General features: G+C 52.4%; 19 protein-coding genes. 10 read left to right on the top strand and 9 right to left on the bottom strand.

All coding sequences use genetic code 11. The features are described 5' to 3' along the window. Window positions 1-163: 163 nt before the first annotated feature. The gene (locus IB214_RS23125; RefSeq protein WP_117343651.1) at window positions 164-1,585 is read right to left on the bottom strand and encodes an L-fucose/L-arabinose isomerase family protein; all 1,422 of its coding nucleotides are present in this window, start codon (window positions 1,583-1,585) and stop codon (window positions 164-166) included. 255 nt (window positions 1,586-1,840) lie between these two features. Between IB214_RS23125 and sodA the strand changes: the two genes are divergently transcribed. Further along, complete coding sequence (sodA, locus tag IB214_RS23120; protein WP_096758838.1) at window positions 1,841-2,461, top strand: superoxide dismutase [Mn]; 621 nt, start codon at window positions 1,841-1,843, stop codon at window positions 2,459-2,461. Window positions 2,462-2,549: 88 nt separating this feature from the next. Here the strand turns inward: sodA and IB214_RS23115 are convergent, their stop codons facing one another. Next, on the bottom strand, window positions 2,550-3,440 hold the full coding sequence (locus tag IB214_RS23115; RefSeq protein ID WP_115259794.1) for a dihydrodipicolinate synthase family protein: 891 nt from the start codon (window positions 3,438-3,440) through the stop codon (window positions 2,550-2,552). A 152-nt stretch (window positions 3,441-3,592) separates the two neighbouring features. Between IB214_RS23115 and yiiM the strand changes: the two genes are divergently transcribed. Then, the gene (gene yiiM / locus IB214_RS23110; RefSeq protein ID WP_096758835.1) at window positions 3,593-4,267 is read left to right on the top strand and encodes a 6-hydroxyaminopurine reductase; all 675 of its coding nucleotides are present in this window, start codon (window positions 3,593-3,595) and stop codon (window positions 4,265-4,267) included. Between the two features lie 66 nt (window positions 4,268-4,333). Here the strand turns inward: yiiM and cpxA are convergent, their stop codons facing one another. Both cpxA and cpxR read right to left on the bottom strand, forming a co-directional pair. Beyond that, on the bottom strand, window positions 4,334-5,707 hold the full coding sequence (gene cpxA, locus IB214_RS23105) for an envelope stress sensor histidine kinase CpxA (RefSeq protein ID WP_096758834.1): 1,374 nt from the start codon (window positions 5,705-5,707) through the stop codon (window positions 4,334-4,336). Continuing rightward, window positions 5,704-6,402: an envelope stress response regulator transcription factor CpxR gene (cpxR, locus tag IB214_RS23100; RefSeq protein ID WP_005121756.1), complete on the bottom strand. Its 699-nt coding sequence runs from the start codon at window positions 6,400-6,402 to the stop codon at window positions 5,704-5,706. Before cpxR ends, cpxA begins: the two co-directional genes overlap by 4 nt. Window positions 6,403-6,552: 150 nt before the next feature. Here cpxR and cpxP point away from each other — a divergent pair, with 150 nt between their 5' ends. Continuing rightward, the gene (gene cpxP / locus IB214_RS23095) at window positions 6,553-7,053 is read left to right on the top strand and encodes a cell-envelope stress modulator CpxP (protein ID WP_117343652.1); all 501 of its coding nucleotides are present in this window, start codon (window positions 6,553-6,555) and stop codon (window positions 7,051-7,053) included. Between the two features lie 207 nt (window positions 7,054-7,260). On the opposite strand, the gene IB214_RS23090 is transcribed toward cpxP, so the two are convergent. Both IB214_RS23090 and IB214_RS23085 read right to left on the bottom strand, forming a co-directional pair. Beyond that, the gene (locus IB214_RS23090) at window positions 7,261-7,620 is read right to left on the bottom strand and encodes a putative T6SS immunity periplasmic lipoprotein (RefSeq protein ID WP_117343653.1); all 360 of its coding nucleotides are present in this window, start codon (window positions 7,618-7,620) and stop codon (window positions 7,261-7,263) included. Beyond that, complete coding sequence (locus tag IB214_RS23085) at window positions 7,617-8,180, bottom strand: type IV secretion protein Rhs (protein ID WP_117343654.1); 564 nt, start codon at window positions 8,178-8,180, stop codon at window positions 7,617-7,619. The genes IB214_RS23090 and IB214_RS23085 overlap by 4 nt, the downstream gene beginning before the upstream one ends. A 308-nt stretch (window positions 8,181-8,488) precedes the next feature. On the opposite strand from IB214_RS23085, the gene fieF reads away from it, so the two are divergent. The 6 genes from fieF to IB214_RS23055 all read left to right on the top strand — a co-directional run bounded on the left by fieF (window position 8,489) and on the right by IB214_RS23055 (window position 15,544). Further along, the gene (gene fieF, locus IB214_RS23080; RefSeq protein ID WP_096758832.1) at window positions 8,489-9,391 is read left to right on the top strand and encodes a CDF family cation-efflux transporter FieF; all 903 of its coding nucleotides are present in this window, start codon (window positions 8,489-8,491) and stop codon (window positions 9,389-9,391) included. Window positions 9,392-9,575: 184 nt separating this feature from the next. Next, window positions 9,576-10,538, top strand: a complete 963-nt coding sequence (pfkA, locus tag IB214_RS23075; RefSeq protein WP_117343655.1) for a 6-phosphofructokinase — start codon at window positions 9,576-9,578, stop codon at window positions 10,536-10,538. Between the two features lie 200 nt (window positions 10,539-10,738). Continuing rightward, complete coding sequence (gene sbp, locus IB214_RS23070) at window positions 10,739-11,728, top strand: sulfate/thiosulfate ABC transporter substrate-binding protein Sbp (RefSeq protein WP_096758830.1); 990 nt, start codon at window positions 10,739-10,741, stop codon at window positions 11,726-11,728. Between the two features lie 103 nt (window positions 11,729-11,831). After that, a complete protein-coding gene (locus IB214_RS23065) occupies window positions 11,832-12,581 on the top strand; it encodes a CDP-diacylglycerol diphosphatase (protein ID WP_117343656.1) in 750 nt (249 codons plus the stop codon). 73 nt (window positions 12,582-12,654) lie between these two features. Then, on the top strand, window positions 12,655-13,959 hold the full coding sequence (locus IB214_RS23060) for an SLC13 family permease (protein WP_115259766.1): 1,305 nt from the start codon (window positions 12,655-12,657) through the stop codon (window positions 13,957-13,959). A gap of 112 nt (window positions 13,960-14,071) precedes the next feature. After that, window positions 14,072-15,544, top strand: a complete 1,473-nt coding sequence (locus IB214_RS23055; RefSeq protein WP_096758827.1) for a DASS family sodium-coupled anion symporter — start codon at window positions 14,072-14,074, stop codon at window positions 15,542-15,544. Window positions 15,545-15,585: 41 nt separating this feature from the next. On the opposite strand, the gene tpiA is transcribed toward IB214_RS23055, so the two are convergent. Together tpiA and IB214_RS23045 are read right to left on the bottom strand one after the other, a co-directional pair. Then, window positions 15,586-16,353, bottom strand: coding sequence for a triose-phosphate isomerase (gene tpiA / locus IB214_RS23050; protein WP_096758826.1), 768 nt, complete (start codon window positions 16,351-16,353; stop codon window positions 15,586-15,588). 108 nt (window positions 16,354-16,461) lie between these two features. Continuing rightward, on the bottom strand, window positions 16,462-17,061 hold the full coding sequence (locus IB214_RS23045) for a YiiQ family protein (RefSeq protein WP_096758825.1): 600 nt from the start codon (window positions 17,059-17,061) through the stop codon (window positions 16,462-16,464). Window positions 17,062-17,286: 225 nt separating this feature from the next. Between IB214_RS23045 and IB214_RS23040 the strand changes: the two genes are divergently transcribed. Next, the gene (locus IB214_RS23040; RefSeq protein ID WP_096758824.1) at window positions 17,287-17,709 is read left to right on the top strand and encodes a DUF805 domain-containing protein; all 423 of its coding nucleotides are present in this window, start codon (window positions 17,287-17,289) and stop codon (window positions 17,707-17,709) included. 86 nt (window positions 17,710-17,795) lie between these two features. Here the strand turns inward: IB214_RS23040 and fpr are convergent, their stop codons facing one another. Then, window positions 17,796-18,542 (bottom strand): ferredoxin--NADP(+) reductase, encoded by a 747-nt coding sequence (gene fpr / locus IB214_RS23035; RefSeq protein ID WP_096758823.1) that lies wholly within the window; start codon window positions 18,540-18,542, stop codon window positions 17,796-17,798. Window positions 18,543-18,579 lie beyond the last annotated feature (37 nt).

Raw genomic sequence — 18,579 nt, 5'->3', positions numbered from 1 at the left:
TCACCCGTTTTGATATTCAAAAGTCTAAAGAGTGAGCAATGAATTAACCTTCAGCATGCTGCCGTAGGATGGGCAATGCTGGCAAAATTCAGGGGATGAAAAGGATGTTGATCACAAATGCTGATCCGCCCCTCTTTTTTGAGAAGGGCGATAATATTAAGGGTTAGCAGATTTTTACCGTCTGAATACCGAGTAGCCAGGCGAGTTTTTCCAGTACCTCACCATGATGACCAAGGCCAATGCTGCAATGATGGGCTGGACCGCCCATGCACCATTGTGTGGTGAAATCGCGAGCCGATAACGGGAAGCGATAGCGGCTGTTGGTATTGCCGATATCCAGGACTTCACCTGCCACTGCTTCCCCTTCGGCATACTGCAAACGCACCCCGTTTTCGGCATCTTCAATGACCGAAAGAAAGGTTACCGGGCCCGGTTTCACGGTCATCTGGATAGACACACCTTTACCCGGTTTACCATGATAAACCGGCAGCGGAACCAGACGCACCGGACCATCGGCCATCAGCGGGTGCGCCGGGCCATCATGTCCCCACAATACAACATCATCAATAAATTCAATTCCATATGGCTCAGAGAATGAACCACCCGCCCCCAGAAGCTGCTGAATTTTCATCGCCAGTACATTTTTGATTTCATATTCACCTGCCACGGGAATACCACGGTGGGTGAGTAGTGTGTTGCCAAGAATGATTGAGGTGATGATGTTCTCGTAAGCATTGCCGTTTCTACCTTCGTAGTAGTAGGCCAGTGCACCGAGTGTGTTCTGGGCAATCAGTTTATCCATGGCGCAGGCGGTGGTAAGTGCGCGATCAAGCTCTGCCGGTTCGCATGTCGGATCCAGCTGAAGTACACGGTACATTTCCTGTTGTTTGACGCTGAGATCTGTCTCGCTGACCTGCTCGCGGTATTCCGCCAGCTCACACATTTCCAGTGGCTTAAAGCGTACGCCCAATTTGGCGGACAGGTTCGTCATATTGCTGTAAACGTCCACCATGCCGTCATAATAGTGTCCGAGTACGCCGACCTGACAGTTTGCCAGCATCTGGCGGGCATTAAGGGCCTGTAACCACTGTGCCATTTGTTGCCAGACGTACTCATCGCCCTGTAACGCACCAACAATCAACTGAAAGCGGATATTCGCACGATTAAATACGTTTGCCAGTTCGGGCGCGCTGCAGGCCTGGCAGTGCGCCAGCCACTCTCCAGTACGTCCGCCCCGATCGGGAATTTGGCGGATTGCCGAATAGGGCAGACCAGGCTCCGGCTGTAGGGCCATAATAATAACTGGCTTATTGATACTCTGTACAAGGGGCAGAACCGTTGCGCTGAGTGCGTAGGTGCTAATGTAAAGACAGACCGCATCGACCGGCTGCTGTTGTAATCGCCTGATAAGAGCATCGGCTTTATCGACGTTATCAATCAGGCCGCCATTAATGACGGTGGCCTGTTGCGCCGTCAGACGCTCATCAATCGTTTGCAGGTAACCCTGCAAGCGTGACTCCAGGCCAGCAAACTGGGGCCAGTATGTGTCGAGGCCGATTCCGAAAAGGGCGATGTTGACAGACATAGCAATATTTCCTTGTGAGATAATCCGCAGACTATCTCGTGCTTTGTCTCCCATGTCCTTTATGTCGCTGCCTGTTTCCTACGCAGGTTGGCAAAATTCGCCTGATTTTCCCGGTGGCGCTCACATTTTCATCTTGCAATAACCCTGTAAAAAATACGGCATTGATAATCATTTTCAATATCATTTAATTAACTATAATGACTCAACTGCTTACGCGGCGTTAACACTGGCCGCCCGACAATACTGGAGATGATTATGAGTTATACACTGCCATCCCTGCCGTACGCTTATGATGCCCTTGAACCGCACTTTGATAAGCAGACGATGGAAATCCACCATACCAAGCACCACCAGGCCTATGTAAACAACGCGAACGCTGCGCTGGAAAGCCTGCCTGAATTCGCTAGCCTGCCTGTTGAAGAGCTGATCACTAAACTGGATCAGCTGCCAGCGGATAAGAAAACCGTACTGCGTAACAACGCAGGCGGCCACGCTAACCACAGCCTGTTCTGGAAAGGTCTGAAAACCGGTACTACGCTGCAGGGTGACCTGAAAGCGGCTATCGAACGCGACTTTGGCTCTGTTGATAACTTCAAAGCTGAATTTGAAAAAGCAGCGGCAACCCGTTTCGGTTCTGGCTGGGCATGGCTGGTACTGAAAGGTGACAAACTGGCTGTGGTTTCTACTGCCAACCAGGATTCCCCGCTGATGGGTGAGGCTATCTCTGGCGCTTCCGGCTTCCCGATCGTGGGCCTGGACGTTTGGGAACACGCTTACTACCTGAAATTCCAGAACCGTCGCCCGGACTACATCAAAGCGTTCTGGGACGTGGTGAACTGGGACGAAGCTGCGGCGCGTTTCGCGGCGAAAAAATAAGCCCCATACAGCCTGATGGCGTAGAGCGGTAACGCTGTATTGCCTGATGCACTTACCCGGCCCACATCATGATGCGGGCCGGGTAATATTAACGCCCAAACACCTCATCAATTATTCGGCATTGGTCCTCGTTTAACTCCCCACCTGCATTACGCGAAACGCCGGTGCAATAGCCAAACTTACGCGACACCACGGTTTTAATGGTGGTGACAAAATCCTCGCCAATAGCGTAGATGGACATGTACGTGCCAATCTTATCCTGAATATCACGCAACGCTGCCAGGTCGCCCTGTTTAAACGCCTCGCGTGCGTGGACAAACAGCTCAGGCATCACGTTATTTAGGCCAGAAATAATCCCCGCGCCGCCTGCCAGCAGGTTGGGGATGTAATATTCGTCGTAACCGGAGAGTACGGCAAAATCTTTGCGTACAGCGCGGGTGGTCTGAATCATACTGCGGGTATGGGACTGGCAGTCCACGGTGTCTTTGATACCGGCGAAGTTCGGGAATTCCCCGGCCAGGGTAGCAACCAGCTCAGGTGTTAAATCACAGCCGGTACGGGCCGGGAAGTTATAGGCAAACCATTGACCGCTGAGTTGTTGCCCTAACTGGCGGAAGTAGCTCAGCAGCTGCGTTGCCGTTTGTCCGTAATAGTAAGGTGGCAGGATCATGACGGCATCGTATCCCGCGTGATACGCTTCCTGCGCCATCAGTAGCACATCATTCTGGCAGGTGGATGAGACGTTGGCGACCATCTTCAGCGAGCTCATAGCTCGGGCTTCACGGATCAACTGCAGCCTTTCGTCGAGCGTAAAGGAGGCAAATTCCCCAATGCTTCCCATCAGCAAAATAACGTCGATCTGTGCCTCGGTAAGGCGTTTGAGATGCTGGCTCAGACCGTTGAAATCGATCTTGCCGTCATTGTCCATTGGCGTAATGGAAGGACACCAGACGCCAGCAAATTGCGATTGACCCGTCACGTTGTCGACTCCTTCATTGAAATGTTGTTTCAAAACCAACTTACATTGATAGCATGTGTCCCTACGTTTCACACCAACCGTGCTCTCATTTTGAGCGAATAGGGTAGAATAAATAGGGTGTAATGGGGAAAAGTTATCGGGAGAGGGAACAGATGCGATATCCGGTTGATGTATTTGCAGGCAAGATTCGGGATTACACGGGAAGCCGCCCCAGTGCGATTGCGAAAGTTCAGGTCGATGGCGAGCTGATGCTGACCGAATTAGGGTTGGCAGGGGATGAACAGGCAGAAACGAAAATTCACGGTGGGCCGGACCGCGCGCTGTGCCATTATCCGCGTGAACACTACCTACACTGGCGACAGGCTTTTCCTGAACAGGCAGAGTTGTTTGTCGCGCCCGCTTTTGGCGAGAACCTGTCAACGCAGGGCATGACGGAAGAGAATGTTTTTATTGGTGATATCTTCCAGTGGGGTGAGGCGCTGATTCAGGTCACACAGCCACGCTCGCCGTGTTTTAAGCTGAATTTTCATTTTGCTATTAGCGACATGGCAAGCCAGATGCAGGATGCGGGCAAGACCGGCTGGTTGTGCAGCGTTATCGCACCCGGCATGGTATCGGCGGATGCGCCGCTGGTACTGGCGTCTCGTGTGAGTGACGTTAGCGTGCAAGAGGCCATCGCCATTGCCTGGCATATGCCGTTTGATGACGACCAGTATCACCGTTTGCTGTCGGCGGCGGGGCTGTCAAAGAGCTGGACCAGAACCATGCAGAAACGCCGCTTAAGCGGCAAGATCGAAGATAATTCGCGGAGATTGTGGGGAAAATAAGGCGATTATTGAACCTGTAGGCCGGATAAGATGCGTTAGCATCGTCATCCGGCGCAACAGGCACAATTACGCACGTTTATACAGCGGCAGCCAGAGCACCAGGCGCAGACCACCCAATGGGCTGTCTTCGGCCTTGACCCAGCCACGATGCTGCTGAATAGCGGTTTCAACAATTGCCAGACCCAGACCAGTACCGCCAGATTCGCGATCGCGTGCTTCATCGGTACGATAGAACGGACGGAAAATCTGTTCTCTGTCTTCGGGGCTCACGCCCGGACCATCATCGTCCACGGTGATGGTAATCCCGTCTTTATCCACCGCGAAGCCCACTTCAATCCTGGTGTGTGAGTAGCGCAGGGCGTTGCGAACAATGTTCTCCAGCGCACTTTCCAGCGTATTCGGGTTACCGTACAGCGGCCACGGCCCTGGCGGGAAGTTAACTGTGAACGATTTGCCCATCTGCTCGGCTTCAAAGGCGGCGTTATCCAGCACGTCACCCCACAGGTGATTCGCCTTCACGGTTTCACTGACCAGCGCGTTTTTCTGCTGATTGCGCGACATGACCAGCAGATCGTTGATCATGCTGTCCAGTCGATGCGCTTCCATTTCAATACGCTCCAGCTCTTTGCTCTCGCCGCTACGACGGCGCAGCAGCGCGGTCCCCAATTGCAGACGCGTTAACGGCGTTCTCAACTCGTGAGAGATGTCCGACAGCAGGCGTTGCTGTGAGGTCATCATGCGTTCCAGCGCCGTCACCATCTGGTTAAAGCTGGCACCTGCCGCCAGGAATTCTTGCGGACCGGCTTCCAGTTCAGGATGCTGACGCAGGTTACCCTGCGCCACTTCATCCGCCGCATTTTTCAGCTTACGAGCCGGTTTTGCCAGACTCCAGGCCAGCCAAAGCAGCAACGGAGAGCTGACTAACATGGTCACGATCAGCAGTAACAGCGGTCGGTCAAACAGCAGGTTGATGAAGTCAGATTGTGAACTGCTGGCAGGCCGAATGAGGTACAGTTGGTAGTTATCTTCGCCATCTCTGACGGAGAAAGGCCCAACCATTTCAACACGACCGTATTTTTTCTTTTGCGGATGATCGGCGTTATCGGCCTGACCAATAAAGTTACGAATGATCTGCATTTCGTTGCGTTCTGCGCCGATCACGCGTCCTTCCGTCGTAACAAGTAATAACCGCTGTCCCGGCGGCGCCCACTTGTCTATCGCTCGAAACAAGCGACGCCACCACATCAAATCGTTGGGCGGATCGTTCGCCAGTTCAGCTTCAACGTGCTGCTCAATCATCAACCCCTGGCGCTGTTCGCTATCCAGTAGCTCGGTCATCTGGCGTGAGTCGAGCTTGGGTAACATCAGCACCAGCATCAGCACCAGTGCCAGCGTTAACCAGAAGATGGCAAAGATGCGTGCGGTTAAACTTCCTATCATGAAGCGGAGACCATCAGATAGCCGCGACCGCGCAGGGTTTTAAACCACGGGTGCCCGTCTTTACGCTCCGGCAGCTTACGACGCAGGTTCGAGATATGCATGTCGATAGCACGATCGAACGGTGTCAGGCGTTTGCCCAGCACTTCCTGGCTTAAATGTTCACGAGAAACCACCTGGCCGAGATGCTGCGCCAGCAAATACAGCAGGGTGAATTCGGTACCGGTTAACTCCAGGGTTTGCCCGTCAAAGCTGGCTTCCTGGCGACCTGGATTGAGGCTTAACGCATCCACCTCCAGCGTCGGCGAGCCGTTATCGCTGTTCTGCTGCTGTTCGCTCCAGTGGGAGCGGCGCAGAATGGCGCGGATACGCGCGACCAGTTCGCGGTCGTTAAACGGTTTGGGTAAATAATCGTCCGCGCCCAGCTCAAGGCCGAGTACGCGATCCAGTTCGCTGCCGCGGGCGGTCAGCATGATTACGGGGGTCTGGTGTGTCTGGCGAAGTGCTTTCAGTGTATCAATGCCGTTTTTCTTCGGCATCATGACGTCGAGCAAAAGTAAATCGATGCTGTCATCCAGAAGCTCCAGTGCCTGCTCCCCATCATGGGCAACCAGCACATCGAAACCTTCCATTTCGAGCAGCTCCTTTAACAGGGATGTCAGCTCTCGGTCATCATCAACTAGCAGTATTTTATTCATTTTTTACGTACCTCCGAGGCAGAAATTACGACATCAGGCGGCGCTAATCTATGACTTTACGTTGTTTTACACCCCCTGACGCATGTTTGCAGCCCGAATCGTAAACTGTCTCTCGTTGAATCGCGACAGAAAAGATTTTGGGAGCAAGTGATGGGCAAAGTTACCGCTGCCGTCATGGCCTCAACGCTGGCACTCAGTACGTTTAGCCATGCAGCTGAAGTCGTCACAGGCGATCACTGGCACCTGGGTGAAAGCTCTTCGCAACGTAATGCGCAGAGCCACATGTTTGACGGTATCAGTTTAACCGAACATCAACGTCAACAGATGCGAGATTTAATGCAGCAGGCCAGACATGAGCAGCCTCCTGTTAATGTTAGCGAAATGGAGACAATGCATCGTCTTGTCACCGCAGAGAATTTTGATGAAAGCGCTGTGCGCGCTCAGGCAGAAAAGATGGCACAACAGCAGGTTGCCCGCCAGGTTGAAATCGCCAAGGTCCGCAACCAGATGTATCGCCTGTTAACGCCCGAGCAGCAAGCGGTTTTAAATGAGAAACATGAGCAACGAATGGAGCAGCTGCGCGATGTCGCGCAATGGCAAAAAAGCTCATCGTTGAATTTATTGAGTAGTAGCAACTCACGTTCCCAGTAGTAACCCTGTTTTCCTTGCCATAGACACCATCCCTGTCTTCCCCCACATGATGTGGGGGTTTTTTTTGCCCAAAATTCCAGTGAACTGCCAAAGAAAAACAGCGACTTGCAGAAGGTATTTAGCGCTTATAAAAGCTTTTGTTATGTGTGGCTGACCTCAATGTAACTCACAGCCTTTATGTAGAGCCGTGTAATCTGATAATAGTGCTCAGCTTTTTCCTAAATCCAACACAGTACCATCATGGGTAATGATAAATGTGTAGTAGTGATTTTTTCCATTTAAGGTATAGCTTGCACCATACACCACCCCTTTTTCTAAATTAACCGTGAAGCAGGTACTTGGGTAGGTGAGATGTTTAAAATCGCCGACTAATAATTTTTTACCTTCTCTACCATTAGTTGACAGAATATAGCGGTTTAACACATCGTTTTTATCTATGGTAAAGCAAACACGATTGCCATCTACGTAGATCGCCCGTCGTTCACCGGACTCTGCACCCTCTCTGCCTTTCCCCGGGCACCCGGCCAGAAATAAAAGTAAAGGGAGAAAAAAGAGCGATTTCTTCATATCGGAAAGCTCCCGAGTACCTTTTCATATTTCTGCATTAATTCCAGCGCCGGTTCTTCTGGGTCATAATCGCGGTAAACATAGAGATCGCTATGCCCATCTAACCCATAGTGCTTTAACAACCAGTAATCGCTGACTAAGGATGCTTGCTGCTCCAGTCCGTAATCAAGTAGATTTTTTTCATTTAGACTGTATGTATAATCAGCAGCCCATGAGAACGCCCCGCGTGTTCGTACCCACATTCCATATTGGTGCTGCCAAACATGCATCATTTCATGCAAAAAAAGATGCTGGGCATTTGGCGTTGGCTGTTTTGTTGGCATCGAGAAATCATCTTCGTATTTTATGGTTCTAAACCACATTTCGCCGTCAGGCGTCATCGCCTGACCTGGGTTTTGAGTATCAAAAGGAAGGTAACTTTCCAGATGAATCCAAACTTGATGGTAAAGAATGCTGAAGCCAAAGAGCGAGTTTGCAAGATTTATCTCGCCAAGCCTTAACCTACGCAGTCCCCCTTCTTGGATCGGTTTCCAGTCAATAGAATTAGGGTAATACACTATCTTAATCCCTCAAGATATGTTGATTGAGTATTTATCGTACACCTAAAGTAAAGGAGTAATGGAAAAGTTGTTGAGAGGTCCTAAAAATTCAGAATAAAACGTATTCAGATGACGTATTGCCATACTGGTCCGGCTATAAGAGGGGGCGTAATTTTTTATTTTAATGTGCTATGTTTGCAGCAACATTCCATCCCCGCTTTTCCACACATTGCGTATGGTTTTTTTTTGCCCAAAATTTGACACTTTCTTATTGCCTGACTGTTTTAGTTCATCCGTTATACTAGCGGCATATCCTGATGGGAGTGCTTATGAATCAAACTTATGGGCGGCTGGTGAGCCGGGCGGCTATCGCGGCGACCGTGATGGCTTCGCTGTTACTTTTGATCAAAATTTTTGCGTGGTGGTACACCGGGTCGGTGAGTATTCTGGCTGCACTGGTGGACTCTTTGGTCGATATTGCCGCGTCGTTAACCAATTTGCTGGTGGTGCGCTATTCCTTACAGCCAGCCGATGATGAACACACGTTCGGGCACGGGAAAGCAGAATCGCTGGCGGCGCTGGCGCAAAGTATGTTTATTTCTGGCTCGGCGCTGTTCTTATTTTTGACAGGCATTCAGCATCTTGTTCAACCGACGCCGATGAAAGATCCGGGCGTCGGGGTAATCGTCACCGTCATTGCGTTAATTTGTACTATCATACTGGTCACGTTTCAGCGTTGGGTCGTTAAGCGTACGCAAAGTCAGGCCGTTCGGGCAGATATGCTTCATTATCAGTCTGATGTTATGATGAACGGCGCTATTCTCGTCGCGCTTGGTCTGGCCTGGTACGGTTGGCATCGTGCGGATGCCTTGTTTGCGCTCGGGATTGGCATCTATATTCTATATAGCGCATTGCGTATGGGCTACGAGGCGGTGCAATCCTTGCTGGATCGCGCCTTGCCCGATGAAGAACGTCAGGAAATTATTGATATAGTGACGTCATGGCCAGGAGTCAGCGGCGCTCACGATCTTCGCACGCGGCAGTCAGGGCCGACCCGCTTTATTCAGATTCATTTGGAAATGGAAGATAATCTGCCGCTCGTTCAGGCGCATTTAGTGGCTGAACAGGTTGAGCAGGCGATTTTGCGGCGTTTCCCGGGATCGGATGTGATTATTCATCAGGATCCCTGTTCAGTCGTACCCAAGGAAGGCAAGATGTTTGAGCTTTCATAATTCGTTGTAAAAAAGTGAGCAGGGCCAGCATTTTGTGTATAAATTACCACCGTTTGGCCTGACCTGAATCAATTCAGCAGGAAGTGATTGTTATACTATCTGCATATTCGTTGGATCGTTTCGATATGCGGAATCGACTTCCGGCAGCAGATTTCATTTTGCATTCCAAAGTTCAGAGGTAGTCATGATTAAGAAAATCGGTGTGTTGACAAGCGGCGGTGATGCGCCGGGCATGAACGCAGCAATCCGTGGTGTTGTACGTGCAGCGTTGACGGAAGGACTGGAAGTCATGGGGATCCATGATGGCTACCTGGGTTTGTATGAAGACCGTATGGTTCAGCTCGACCGTTATAGCGTGTCCGACATGATCAACCGTGGCGGTACTTTCCTCGGTTCTGCTCGCTTCCCGGAATTCCGCGACGAAAACGTGCGCGCTGTGGCTATCGAAAACCTGAAGAAGCGTGGGATTGACGCCCTGGTTGTTATCGGTGGTGACGGTTCCTACTTGGGTGCAAAACGTCTGACTGAAATGGGTTTCCCGTGCATTGGCCTGCCGGGTACTATCGACAACGATATTAAAGGCACCGACTACACTATCGGCTACTTCACCGCACTGGGTACCGTGGTAGAAGCGATTGACCGTCTGCGTGACACCTCTTCTTCTCACCAACGTATCTCCATCGTTGAAGTGATGGGGCGCTACTGTGGTGACCTGACTCTGGCGGCAGCAATTGCCGGTGGCTGCGAATTCGTCGTCGTTCCGGAAGTTGAATTCAGCCGTGACGATCTGGTCGCTGAAATCAAAGCTGGCATCGCCAAAGGTAAGAAACACGCGATTGTGGCGATCACCGAGCACATGTGTGACGTTGATGAACTGGCGCATTACATCGAGAAAGAAACCGGCCGTGAAACGCGCTCAACCGTACTGGGTCACATCCAGCGTGGTGGTTCCCCGGTGCCTTACGACCGTATTCTGGCATCCCGTATGGGGGCGTATGCCATTGATCTGCTGCTTGAAGGTCATGGCGGTCGCTGCGTCGGTATTCAGAACGAACAGTTGGTTCACCACGACATCATCGACGCTATCGAGAATATGAAGCGTCCGTTCAAAGGTGACTGGCTGGACTGCGCGAAAAAACTGTACTGATTGCAATTGCCGGATGGCGGCTTGCGCCTTATCCGGCCTACATGATGCAAATTGTAGGCCTGATAAGCGTAGCGCCATCAGGCAAACACCCGACTCCATATATTCCCCCGCGTTATAGCAAATCTTTTTTTATTCTTTAAAGTTTGGTTCGCTTTCTGGCACGCTCTGCTCATCACAACATTAAATAAGCGAGCTGGGCGATGAACAAATGGGGCGTAGGGTTAACATTATTGCTGGCATCGACCAGCGTTCTGGCAAAGGATATTCAGTTACTTAACGTATCGTACGATCCAACGCGTGAGCTGTACGAACAGTACAACAAAGCCTTCGCGGCGCACTGGAAACAGGAAACGGGCGATAACGTGGTGATCCGTCAGTCACATGGTGGCTCCGGTAAACAGGCAACCTCAGTCATCAACGGTATCGAAGCCGATGTGGTTACCCTGGCGTTGGCCTATGACGTGGACGCCATTGCTGAGCGTGGCCGTATCGATAAAAACTGGATTAAACGCCTGCCGGACAACTCTGCACCTTACACCTCCACCATCGTCTTCCTGGTGCGCAAAGGCAATCCAAAGCAGATTCATGACTGGAACGATCTGGTTAAACCGGGTGTGTCAGTCATTACGCCAAACCCGAAAAGCTCCGGCGGGGCACGCTGGAACTATCTGGCGGCATGGGGTTATGCCCTGCACCACAATAACAACGATCAGGCCAAAGCTCAGGACTTCGTCAAAGCTCTGTTTAAAAACGTGGAAGTGCTGGATTCCGGCGCGCGCGGCTCTACCAATACCTTTGTTGAACGTGGAATTGGCGATGTGCTGATCGCATGGGAAAACGAAGCGCTGCTGGCGACGAACGAACTGGGTAAAGACAAGTTTGAGATCGTCACGCCAAGCGAATCTATTCTCGCAGAACCGACCGTGTCTATTGTCGACAAAGTGGTAGAAAAGAAAGACAGCAAAGTGGTGGCCGAAGCCTACCTGAAGTATCTCTATTCTCCGCAAGGTCAGGAAATTGCGGCGAAAAACTATTACCGCCCGCGTGATGCTGACGTGGCGAAGAAATACGAAAATGCCTTTCCGAAGCTGAAGTTGTTCACCATCGACGACGAGTTTGGTGGCTGGACCAAAGCGCAGAAAGAGCACTTCTCTAACGGCGGTACGTTTGACCAAATCAGTAAACGCTAACGCAGATGTGTTTGCAGGCCCGGTGGCATAACGCGACCGGGCTTTTTTATTTGTCATCATTTTACGTTACGCTTACCCTTCAATGGGATACAGGAAACGCGTAATGAAAAAAGCAGGCTATTTTTTACTGGTGGTGATGATTATCGCTGCCGCTGCGGGCATAGGTTACTGGAAACTCAACGGTAACCCGGATGCATTACGCCAGATTGTTCTTGAGCAATGCCTGCCGAACCAGCTGCAACGGCATAACCCTGCGCCGTGTGCGGAGGTGAAACCGGATGCCGGGTATGTGGTGTTCAAAGACCGTAACGGCCCTCTGCAATACTTATTGATGCCCACTTACCGCATTAACGGCACGGAAAGCCCGCTGCTGTTGCAATCAGGCACGCCGAATTTTTTCTGGCTCGCCTGGCAAGCGCGCGGTTTTATGAGCCAAAAATACGGCCAGGAAATTCCTGATAAAGCGGTATCACTCACGATCAACTCGCCGTCTGGCCGCACGCAAAACCATTTCCACATTCATATCTCTTGCCTGCGTTCTGACGTTAGAACGCAACTGGATGACAATATGGCGAAAATCAGCACCCGCTGGCTGCCTTTGCCGGGGGGATTACGTGGGCACGAGTATCTGGCGCGCCGCGTGACGGAAAACGAACTGGCACAGCGCAGCCCGTTTATGATGCTGGCGGAAGAGGTGCCGGATGCGCGTGATCATATGGGGCGCTATGCGCTGGCGATGGTGCGTCAGAGTGATGAGTCCTTTGTCCTGCTGGCGACCCAGCGCGATCTGCTGTCGCTGAATCTCGCCTCCGCCGAGGAAATTCAGGATCATCAGTGCCAGATCCTGCGGTAACCCCACCTAATCTGGCGTTTACTCTCTGTGCCTGTCCCCGTATTCTTGTTGAAAAAAACAACAGGAGACAGGCATGTCGCTCTGGCTTACGCACCCTCTGTTTATCCCTTCATTGGTGGTTGGCATCACCATTCTGCTCTGGGCTACGTCGCTGTTACCGGAGTTCATTACGGCGCTGATATTCTTCTCTGTCGCAATGGTGGCGAAAATCGCCCCACCGGAGGTGATTTTTGGCGGCTTTGCTTCGTCGGCGTTCTGGCTGGTTTTCAGCGGTTTCGTGTTGGGCATCGCGATACGTAAAACGGGACTGGCGGACAGGGCGGCGCGGGCGTTGTCGTCCCGGCTGACCGATTCCTGGCCGTTAATGGTCGCAAGCGTGGTGCTGCTGAGCTATGCGCTGGCGTTTGTGATGCCGTCCAATATGGGGCGTATTGCGCTGCTGATGCCGATTGTCGCGGCGATGGCGAAACGCGCTGGCATTGTCGACGGTACCCGTGCCTGGTACGGTCTGGCGTTAGCCGTGGGTTTTGGGACGTTCCAGCTTTCCGCTACCATCCTACCCGCCAACGTACCGAATCTGGTGATGAGCGGCGCAACGGAAGGTTCTTACGGTATCCATCTGAATTATCTACCCTATTTATTGCTGCATACGCCGGTCCTCGGGTGGTTAAAAGGCGCGCTGCTGGTTGGACTGATCTGCTGGCTGTTCCCCGGCAAGCCCCATGCCCCTATGGATGTGACGCCACCTGCGCCGATGAGTCGCGATGAAAAACGGCTGGCCTGGATGTTAGCGGTGGTGTTGCTGATGTGGGTCAGCGAAAGCTGGCACGGTATTGGTCCGGCCTGGACTGGGCTGGCGGCGGCAATCATTACGCTGTTGCCACGGGTAGGCTTTATTAACGGGGACGAGTTTTCCAGCGGGGTGAACATCCGCACCTGTATTTACGTGGCGGGGATCCTGGGGCTGGCGATCACCGTGACGCAAACCGGCATCGGTAGCGCGGTGGGGGAGGCGTTGCTACACGTGATGCCGCTGGACGCGGATAAACCCTTTACCAGCTTTCTGGCGTTAACCGGTATTACCACGGCGCTCAATTTTATTATGACCGCCAACGGCGTTCCGGCGCTGTATACCACGCTGGCACAGAGCTTTGCCGATGCGACCGGGTTTCCGCTGCTGTCGGTGATTATGATTCAGGTGTTGGGCTATTCCACTCCGTTGCTGCCGTATCAGGCATCGCCAATTGTGGTGGCGATGGCGCTAGGCAAAGTGCCTGCACGGGCAGGAATGCTGCTGTGCATTACGCTGGCTATGGCAACGTATCTGGTTCTGCTGCCGCTGGATTATCTGTGGTTTAGCGTACTGGGGAAACTATAACGTCTTGTAATCGTAAAAATTTATGTATTGAGAAGGTGAATCGCATTCTGTATGTCGATACCGGGTAATATCGATGTGCATACTTGCGTGCTGGAAACTCAAGGATTGACTCATGGACAGATTGACCCCTATACGCTGTTGGCCTGCCATTATCTCGATCGTGATTACCCTGACTATCTGGTTTGTTATCCCTTGCCCTCCTGACGTTACCCCCGAAGCGTGGCATCTGCTGGCGTTGTTTATTGGCACTATCGCGGCCATCATTGGCAAAGCCATGCCTATTGGCGCTATCGCGATTGTAGCGATTATGCTGGTGGCAATGACCGGCGTCACTCACCCTGGTAAACCGACTGCGGCGCTGAGTGATGCGCTGAGCGGTTTCTCTAACCAACTGATCTGGTTGATCGGTATCTCCATCATGCTGTCGCAAAGCCTGTTGAAAACGGGGCTGGGCGCGCGCATTGGCTATGGGTTTATTGCCCTGTTTGGCAAACGGACGCTGGGTATTGCCTGGGCGTTAACCCTGGCGGAAACGCTGATAGCCCCCGTAACCCCAAGCAATACCGCGCGCGGTGGTGGGATTATTCACCCGGTCATGCGGGCGATTGCCGAAAGCCTCGGGTCTCAGCCGGGAGATAAGGAAAACGGTTCTACCGGCCGCTATCTGGCGCTGGTGAACTACAACATTAACCCGATTACCTCGGCGATGTTTATTACTGCGACCGCGCCTAACCCACTGATTGTCAGCTTTTTGACCAAAGGGACGGATGGGGTACTGAATATGACCTGGGGAATGTGGGCCATCGCTGCGCTTCTGCCTGCGGTCGTCTCACTGATCGTGATGCCCATTATTATCTGGTGGCTCTACCCGCCGGCCATTACCCGCACGCCGAACGCGCCGCAGTTCGCCCGGCAAAAGCTCGATGCGCTTGGCCCGCTTGCGCTGGCAGAGAAAATCACCCTCGCGGTTTTCGTTTTGCTGCTCTGCCTGTGGGCGGGTGTTCCTGCGATGATTATGGGCAGTGCCTGGACCGTCAACCCCACCAGCGCGGCGTTAATCGGCTTATCAATTCTGTTAGTGACCGGGGTACTCAGCTGGGATGATATTCTCAAATGCCGTGGGGCATGGGATACGATAGTCTGGTTTGCTGCGCTGGTAATGATGGCGGACTTCCTGAGCAAACTGGGCCTGGTCGGCTGGCTGGCGACCAGCGTCGGAAGTGCCATCGATCATCTCGGCGTTCACTGGAGTATCGCCACACTGCTGCTGGTTCTGCTTTACGTCTATTCGCACTACTTTTTTGCCAGCACTACCGCGCATATTACGGCGATGTTCGCGGCGTTCTTCGCGGCGGGATTAGGTCTCGGTGCGCCTCCGGCGCTGCTTGGCCTGATGCTGGGATTCTCATCCTCGTTGATGATGTCGCTCACGCACTACGGCACAGGTACTGCGCCCATCATTTTTGGCTCGGGTTACGTTACGCTGGCTGAGTGGTGGAAAACAGGGCTGGTGATGAGTGTGGCCAACCTGACTATCTGGGGGGTAACGGGTGCCTTCTGGTGGCACTGGCTGGGATATTGGTAACGCGGAGATGACAAGGGGGGCAATGCCCCCCTTACAACAACTTAAGCCTGTTTAGCGGCTTCAGCTGCCTTAACGATCACGGCGAAGGCGTCGGCTTTCAGAGAAGCACCACCCACCAGCGCGCCGTCGATGTCCGGCTGCGCGAACAATTCTGCCGCGTTAGCTGCGTTTACGGAACCGCCGTACTGGATGATAACTTGTTCAGCGATTTTTGCGTCAGCTTTAGCAATATGGTCACGGATGAATTTGTGAACAGCCTGAGCCTGTGCCGGAGTTGCAGATTTGCCGGTACCGATAGCCCATACAGGTTCGTAAGCGATAACCACGCCTTCGAATGCTTCTGCGCCCTGAGTCTTCAGTACTGCGTCGATCTGACGTGCGCACACTTCTTCAGTTTTGCCCGCTTCGTTTTCTGCTTCGGTTTCACCGATGCACAGAACCGGCGTCAGACCCTGCTCTTTCAGCACGGCGAATTTTTTAGCGATCAGTTCGTCAGACTCTTTGTGGTAAGTACGACGCTCAGAGTGACCGATAATGATGTATTTCGCGCCGATATCTTTCAGCATTTCAGCGCTGGTTTCACCGGTGAATGCGCCAGACAGGTTCAGGTCAACGTTCTGCGCACCCAGGATGATGTGGCTACCGGCAGCGGCGTGGTTCGCCAGGTCGATATACATTTCCGGTGGAGCGATTGCTACTGCACAGCCAGCAACGCCAGCCAGTTCTTTACGCAGGTTAGCAACCAGTTCGTTTACCATGTGGCGGCTGCCGTTCAGTTTCCAGTTACCCATCACTAAAGGATGTCGCATTTCATTTCTCCACGCTTGTCAGCGAATTAAGGAAGATGGCCGCCCGTCAGGGCAGCATGGTCTGTGAAACAGTATAGAGATTGATCATCATGAAGGCTTTGCTTTTTGTCATTTATTCGACCCTTCGAGATTTTCAGATAGCGCCAGCTTAATCGGTTCAACAGCGAAGGTCAGCCCTTTTTCGCCGTTATCTGCCACGACATAGCGAATTGCACCCTCGGTTTCTGCGTAGTAATGCTTACTTTTGCCTGCGGTGAGCAATTTTTGCAGTTTTTTCTGACTTTGTTCTTTGGTCAATAAGGGGGCTACGGTACGGATGACGGCACTCATGTACTCCAGCGCTTTGGCTTTGGCGGCCTTTTGTTCCGGCCCCTGGATCGGCAGCCAGGTTATCTGCATGCTTTTAATTTTCAATGTCCCGCGCTCAAGGGCTGATGACGCATACAGGTTTTCATTGATTTTACTGGCTGCTCGGGTGAGATTTGCCTTATCGCGGCTGCTGTCGATGGCGCGGAATTCATTTAATGCAAGCTTCGGATTCTGCGTATTAAAGTTTTCACGAAATTGGCTGATCGACAGATCAAACGTCGGCGCACCCGCCAGCAGATAGGGGGCAGTGGTTGCCGTCGAGGGCGCTTCCGCCCGAGCCACAGGGCTTGCGGACAGGGCTGAAAACAATAATAAAAACAGAGTAAATCCTTGCTTCATCAATCGTACCTTTCATTATGACTGACCACGATTAAAACGATATACTCGTCGTCTTTCAAGTGGCAGGTGCGTTAGCTGCGTTCATTCACCCGAATCACTTACTTGAGTAAGCTCATCGGGACTCATTCACTTGCCGCCTTCCCACCACTCGAAATCCATAGAGCAAAACCGTCGGGCTTGTCAAAAGGGTAAGCTGTTCTTGAAGGTAATAATAAAGGAACTTACATGACCATACAGCAGTGGTTATTCTCAATTAAAGGGCGTATTGGACGCCGTGATTTCTGGATTTGGGTCGGCCTCTGGATTGTCGGTATGCTGGTTCTGTTCTCGCTGGCGAGTAAAAAACTTCTCGATATTCAGACAGCGGCTTTTTGCCTGGTGTGCTTGTTATGGCCGACAGCGGCGGTGACGGTAAAACGCCTGCATGACCGGGGACGCTCTGGCGCATGGGCGCTATTGATGATTCTGGCGTGGATGCTGCTGGCAGGAAATTGGACGATGTTACCCAGCGTCTTGCCGTGGGTCGTCGGACGCTTTGTCCCCACGTTGATTCTGGTCGGCATGCTGATTGACCTGGGCGCGTTTGTTGGCACCCAGGGCGAGAATAAGTTTGGTAAGGATACGCAGGACGTGAAGTACAAAGCGTGAATACAATGCCAGATGGCGAAAGTGTCACCCGTAGGCCGGATAAGGCGAAGCCACCATCCGGCAAAAGTGACTTCAGGCAAACACCCTTACCAGTAATGCTCAGCGGTCATATGGCCCGGTCGGCGACGCAGGTGTTTGGTCATCTGCCGGGTATCTTTCAGCAACTGCTGGGTATCGCGTACCATCTGTGGGTTCCCACAGAGCATCACATGGCTGGTGGCGGTATCCATCGGCAGACCGACTGCTTTTTCCAGCTCACCGCTTTCAATCAGTGCGGGAACGCGGCCAGTAAGCGAACCTGCAGCTGTTTCACGGCTGACGACGGTCTGAATACGTAATTTCCCTTCGTAACGCTTTTCCAGCGCCTGCATCAGCGGCAGGTAGCTTAAATCGGCGGCATAACGGGCAGCATGGACCAGCACCAGATTTTTAAAGCGATCGACATCTTTGCCCAGTTGCAGAATGGATAAGTACGGGCCGATCGCCGTGCCGGTTGCCAGCATCCACAGCGTATCGCAATCGGGGACTTCATCCAGCACAAAGAACCCCGCGGCTTCACTGACCACCTGTACGTCATCGCCAGGTTTTAGCGCGGCCAGACGTGGACTCAGCTTTCCGTCAGGCACCGTCACCAGATAAAACTCTAAATCGGGGTTGTCTGGTGCATTCACGTAGGAATAGGCGCGCTGGACGCGTTCGCCGTCGATCTCCAGACCAAGCTTAGTGAACTGACCCGCAGTGAAGGGGAGAACCGGCGCGCGCACGGTCAAACTAAACAGGGCGTCGGTCCAGTTCTGTACCTTAGTGACTTTGCCTGTTACCCAATCTGCCATGGTGTCCTCCTGTCTGCTTTGATTGCCTTATCTTCGT

Origin of the sequence: Citrobacter sp. C1 (assembly GCF_014596895.2) — a bacterium.
Lineage (GTDB): Bacteria > Pseudomonadota > Gammaproteobacteria > Enterobacterales > Enterobacteriaceae > Citrobacter > Citrobacter gillenii.
This window is presented reverse-complemented; position numbering and strand designations above follow the sequence as displayed.

Excerpts from the sequence above, each read along its gene's own strand:
- IB214_RS23125 (WP_117343651.1), bottom strand. The coding sequence starts at position 1,585 with ATGTCTGTCAACATCGCCCTTTTCGGAATCGGCCTCGACACATACTGG.
- sodA (WP_096758838.1), top strand. The coding sequence starts at position 1,841 with ATGAGTTATACACTGCCATCCCTGCCGTACGCTTATGATGCCCTTGAA.
- yiiM (WP_096758835.1), top strand. The coding sequence starts at position 3,593 with ATGCGATATCCGGTTGATGTATTTGCAGGCAAGATTCGGGATTACACG.
- cpxA (WP_096758834.1), bottom strand. The coding sequence starts at position 5,707 with ATGATAGGAAGTTTAACCGCACGCATCTTTGCCATCTTCTGGTTAACG.
- cpxR (WP_005121756.1), bottom strand. The coding sequence starts at position 6,402 with ATGAATAAAATACTGCTAGTTGATGATGACCGAGAGCTGACATCCCTG.
- cpxP (WP_117343652.1), top strand. The coding sequence starts at position 6,553 with ATGGGCAAAGTTACCGCTGCCGTCATGGCCTCAACGCTGGCACTCAGT.
- IB214_RS23090 (WP_117343653.1), bottom strand. The coding sequence starts at position 7,620 with ATGAAGAAATCGCTCTTTTTTCTCCCTTTACTTTTATTTCTGGCCGGG.
- fieF (WP_096758832.1), top strand. The coding sequence starts at position 8,489 with ATGAATCAAACTTATGGGCGGCTGGTGAGCCGGGCGGCTATCGCGGCG.
- pfkA (WP_117343655.1), top strand. The coding sequence starts at position 9,576 with ATGATTAAGAAAATCGGTGTGTTGACAAGCGGCGGTGATGCGCCGGGC.
- sbp (WP_096758830.1), top strand. The coding sequence starts at position 10,739 with ATGAACAAATGGGGCGTAGGGTTAACATTATTGCTGGCATCGACCAGC.
- IB214_RS23065 (WP_117343656.1), top strand. The coding sequence starts at position 11,832 with ATGAAAAAAGCAGGCTATTTTTTACTGGTGGTGATGATTATCGCTGCC.
- IB214_RS23060 (WP_115259766.1), top strand. The coding sequence starts at position 12,655 with ATGTCGCTCTGGCTTACGCACCCTCTGTTTATCCCTTCATTGGTGGTT.
- IB214_RS23055 (WP_096758827.1), top strand. The coding sequence starts at position 14,072 with ATGGACAGATTGACCCCTATACGCTGTTGGCCTGCCATTATCTCGATC.
- tpiA (WP_096758826.1), bottom strand. The coding sequence starts at position 16,353 with ATGCGACATCCTTTAGTGATGGGTAACTGGAAACTGAACGGCAGCCGC.
- IB214_RS23045 (WP_096758825.1), bottom strand. The coding sequence starts at position 17,061 with ATGAAGCAAGGATTTACTCTGTTTTTATTATTGTTTTCAGCCCTGTCC.
- IB214_RS23040 (WP_096758824.1), top strand. The coding sequence starts at position 17,287 with ATGACCATACAGCAGTGGTTATTCTCAATTAAAGGGCGTATTGGACGC.
- fpr (WP_096758823.1), bottom strand. The coding sequence starts at position 18,542 with ATGGCAGATTGGGTAACAGGCAAAGTCACTAAGGTACAGAACTGGACC.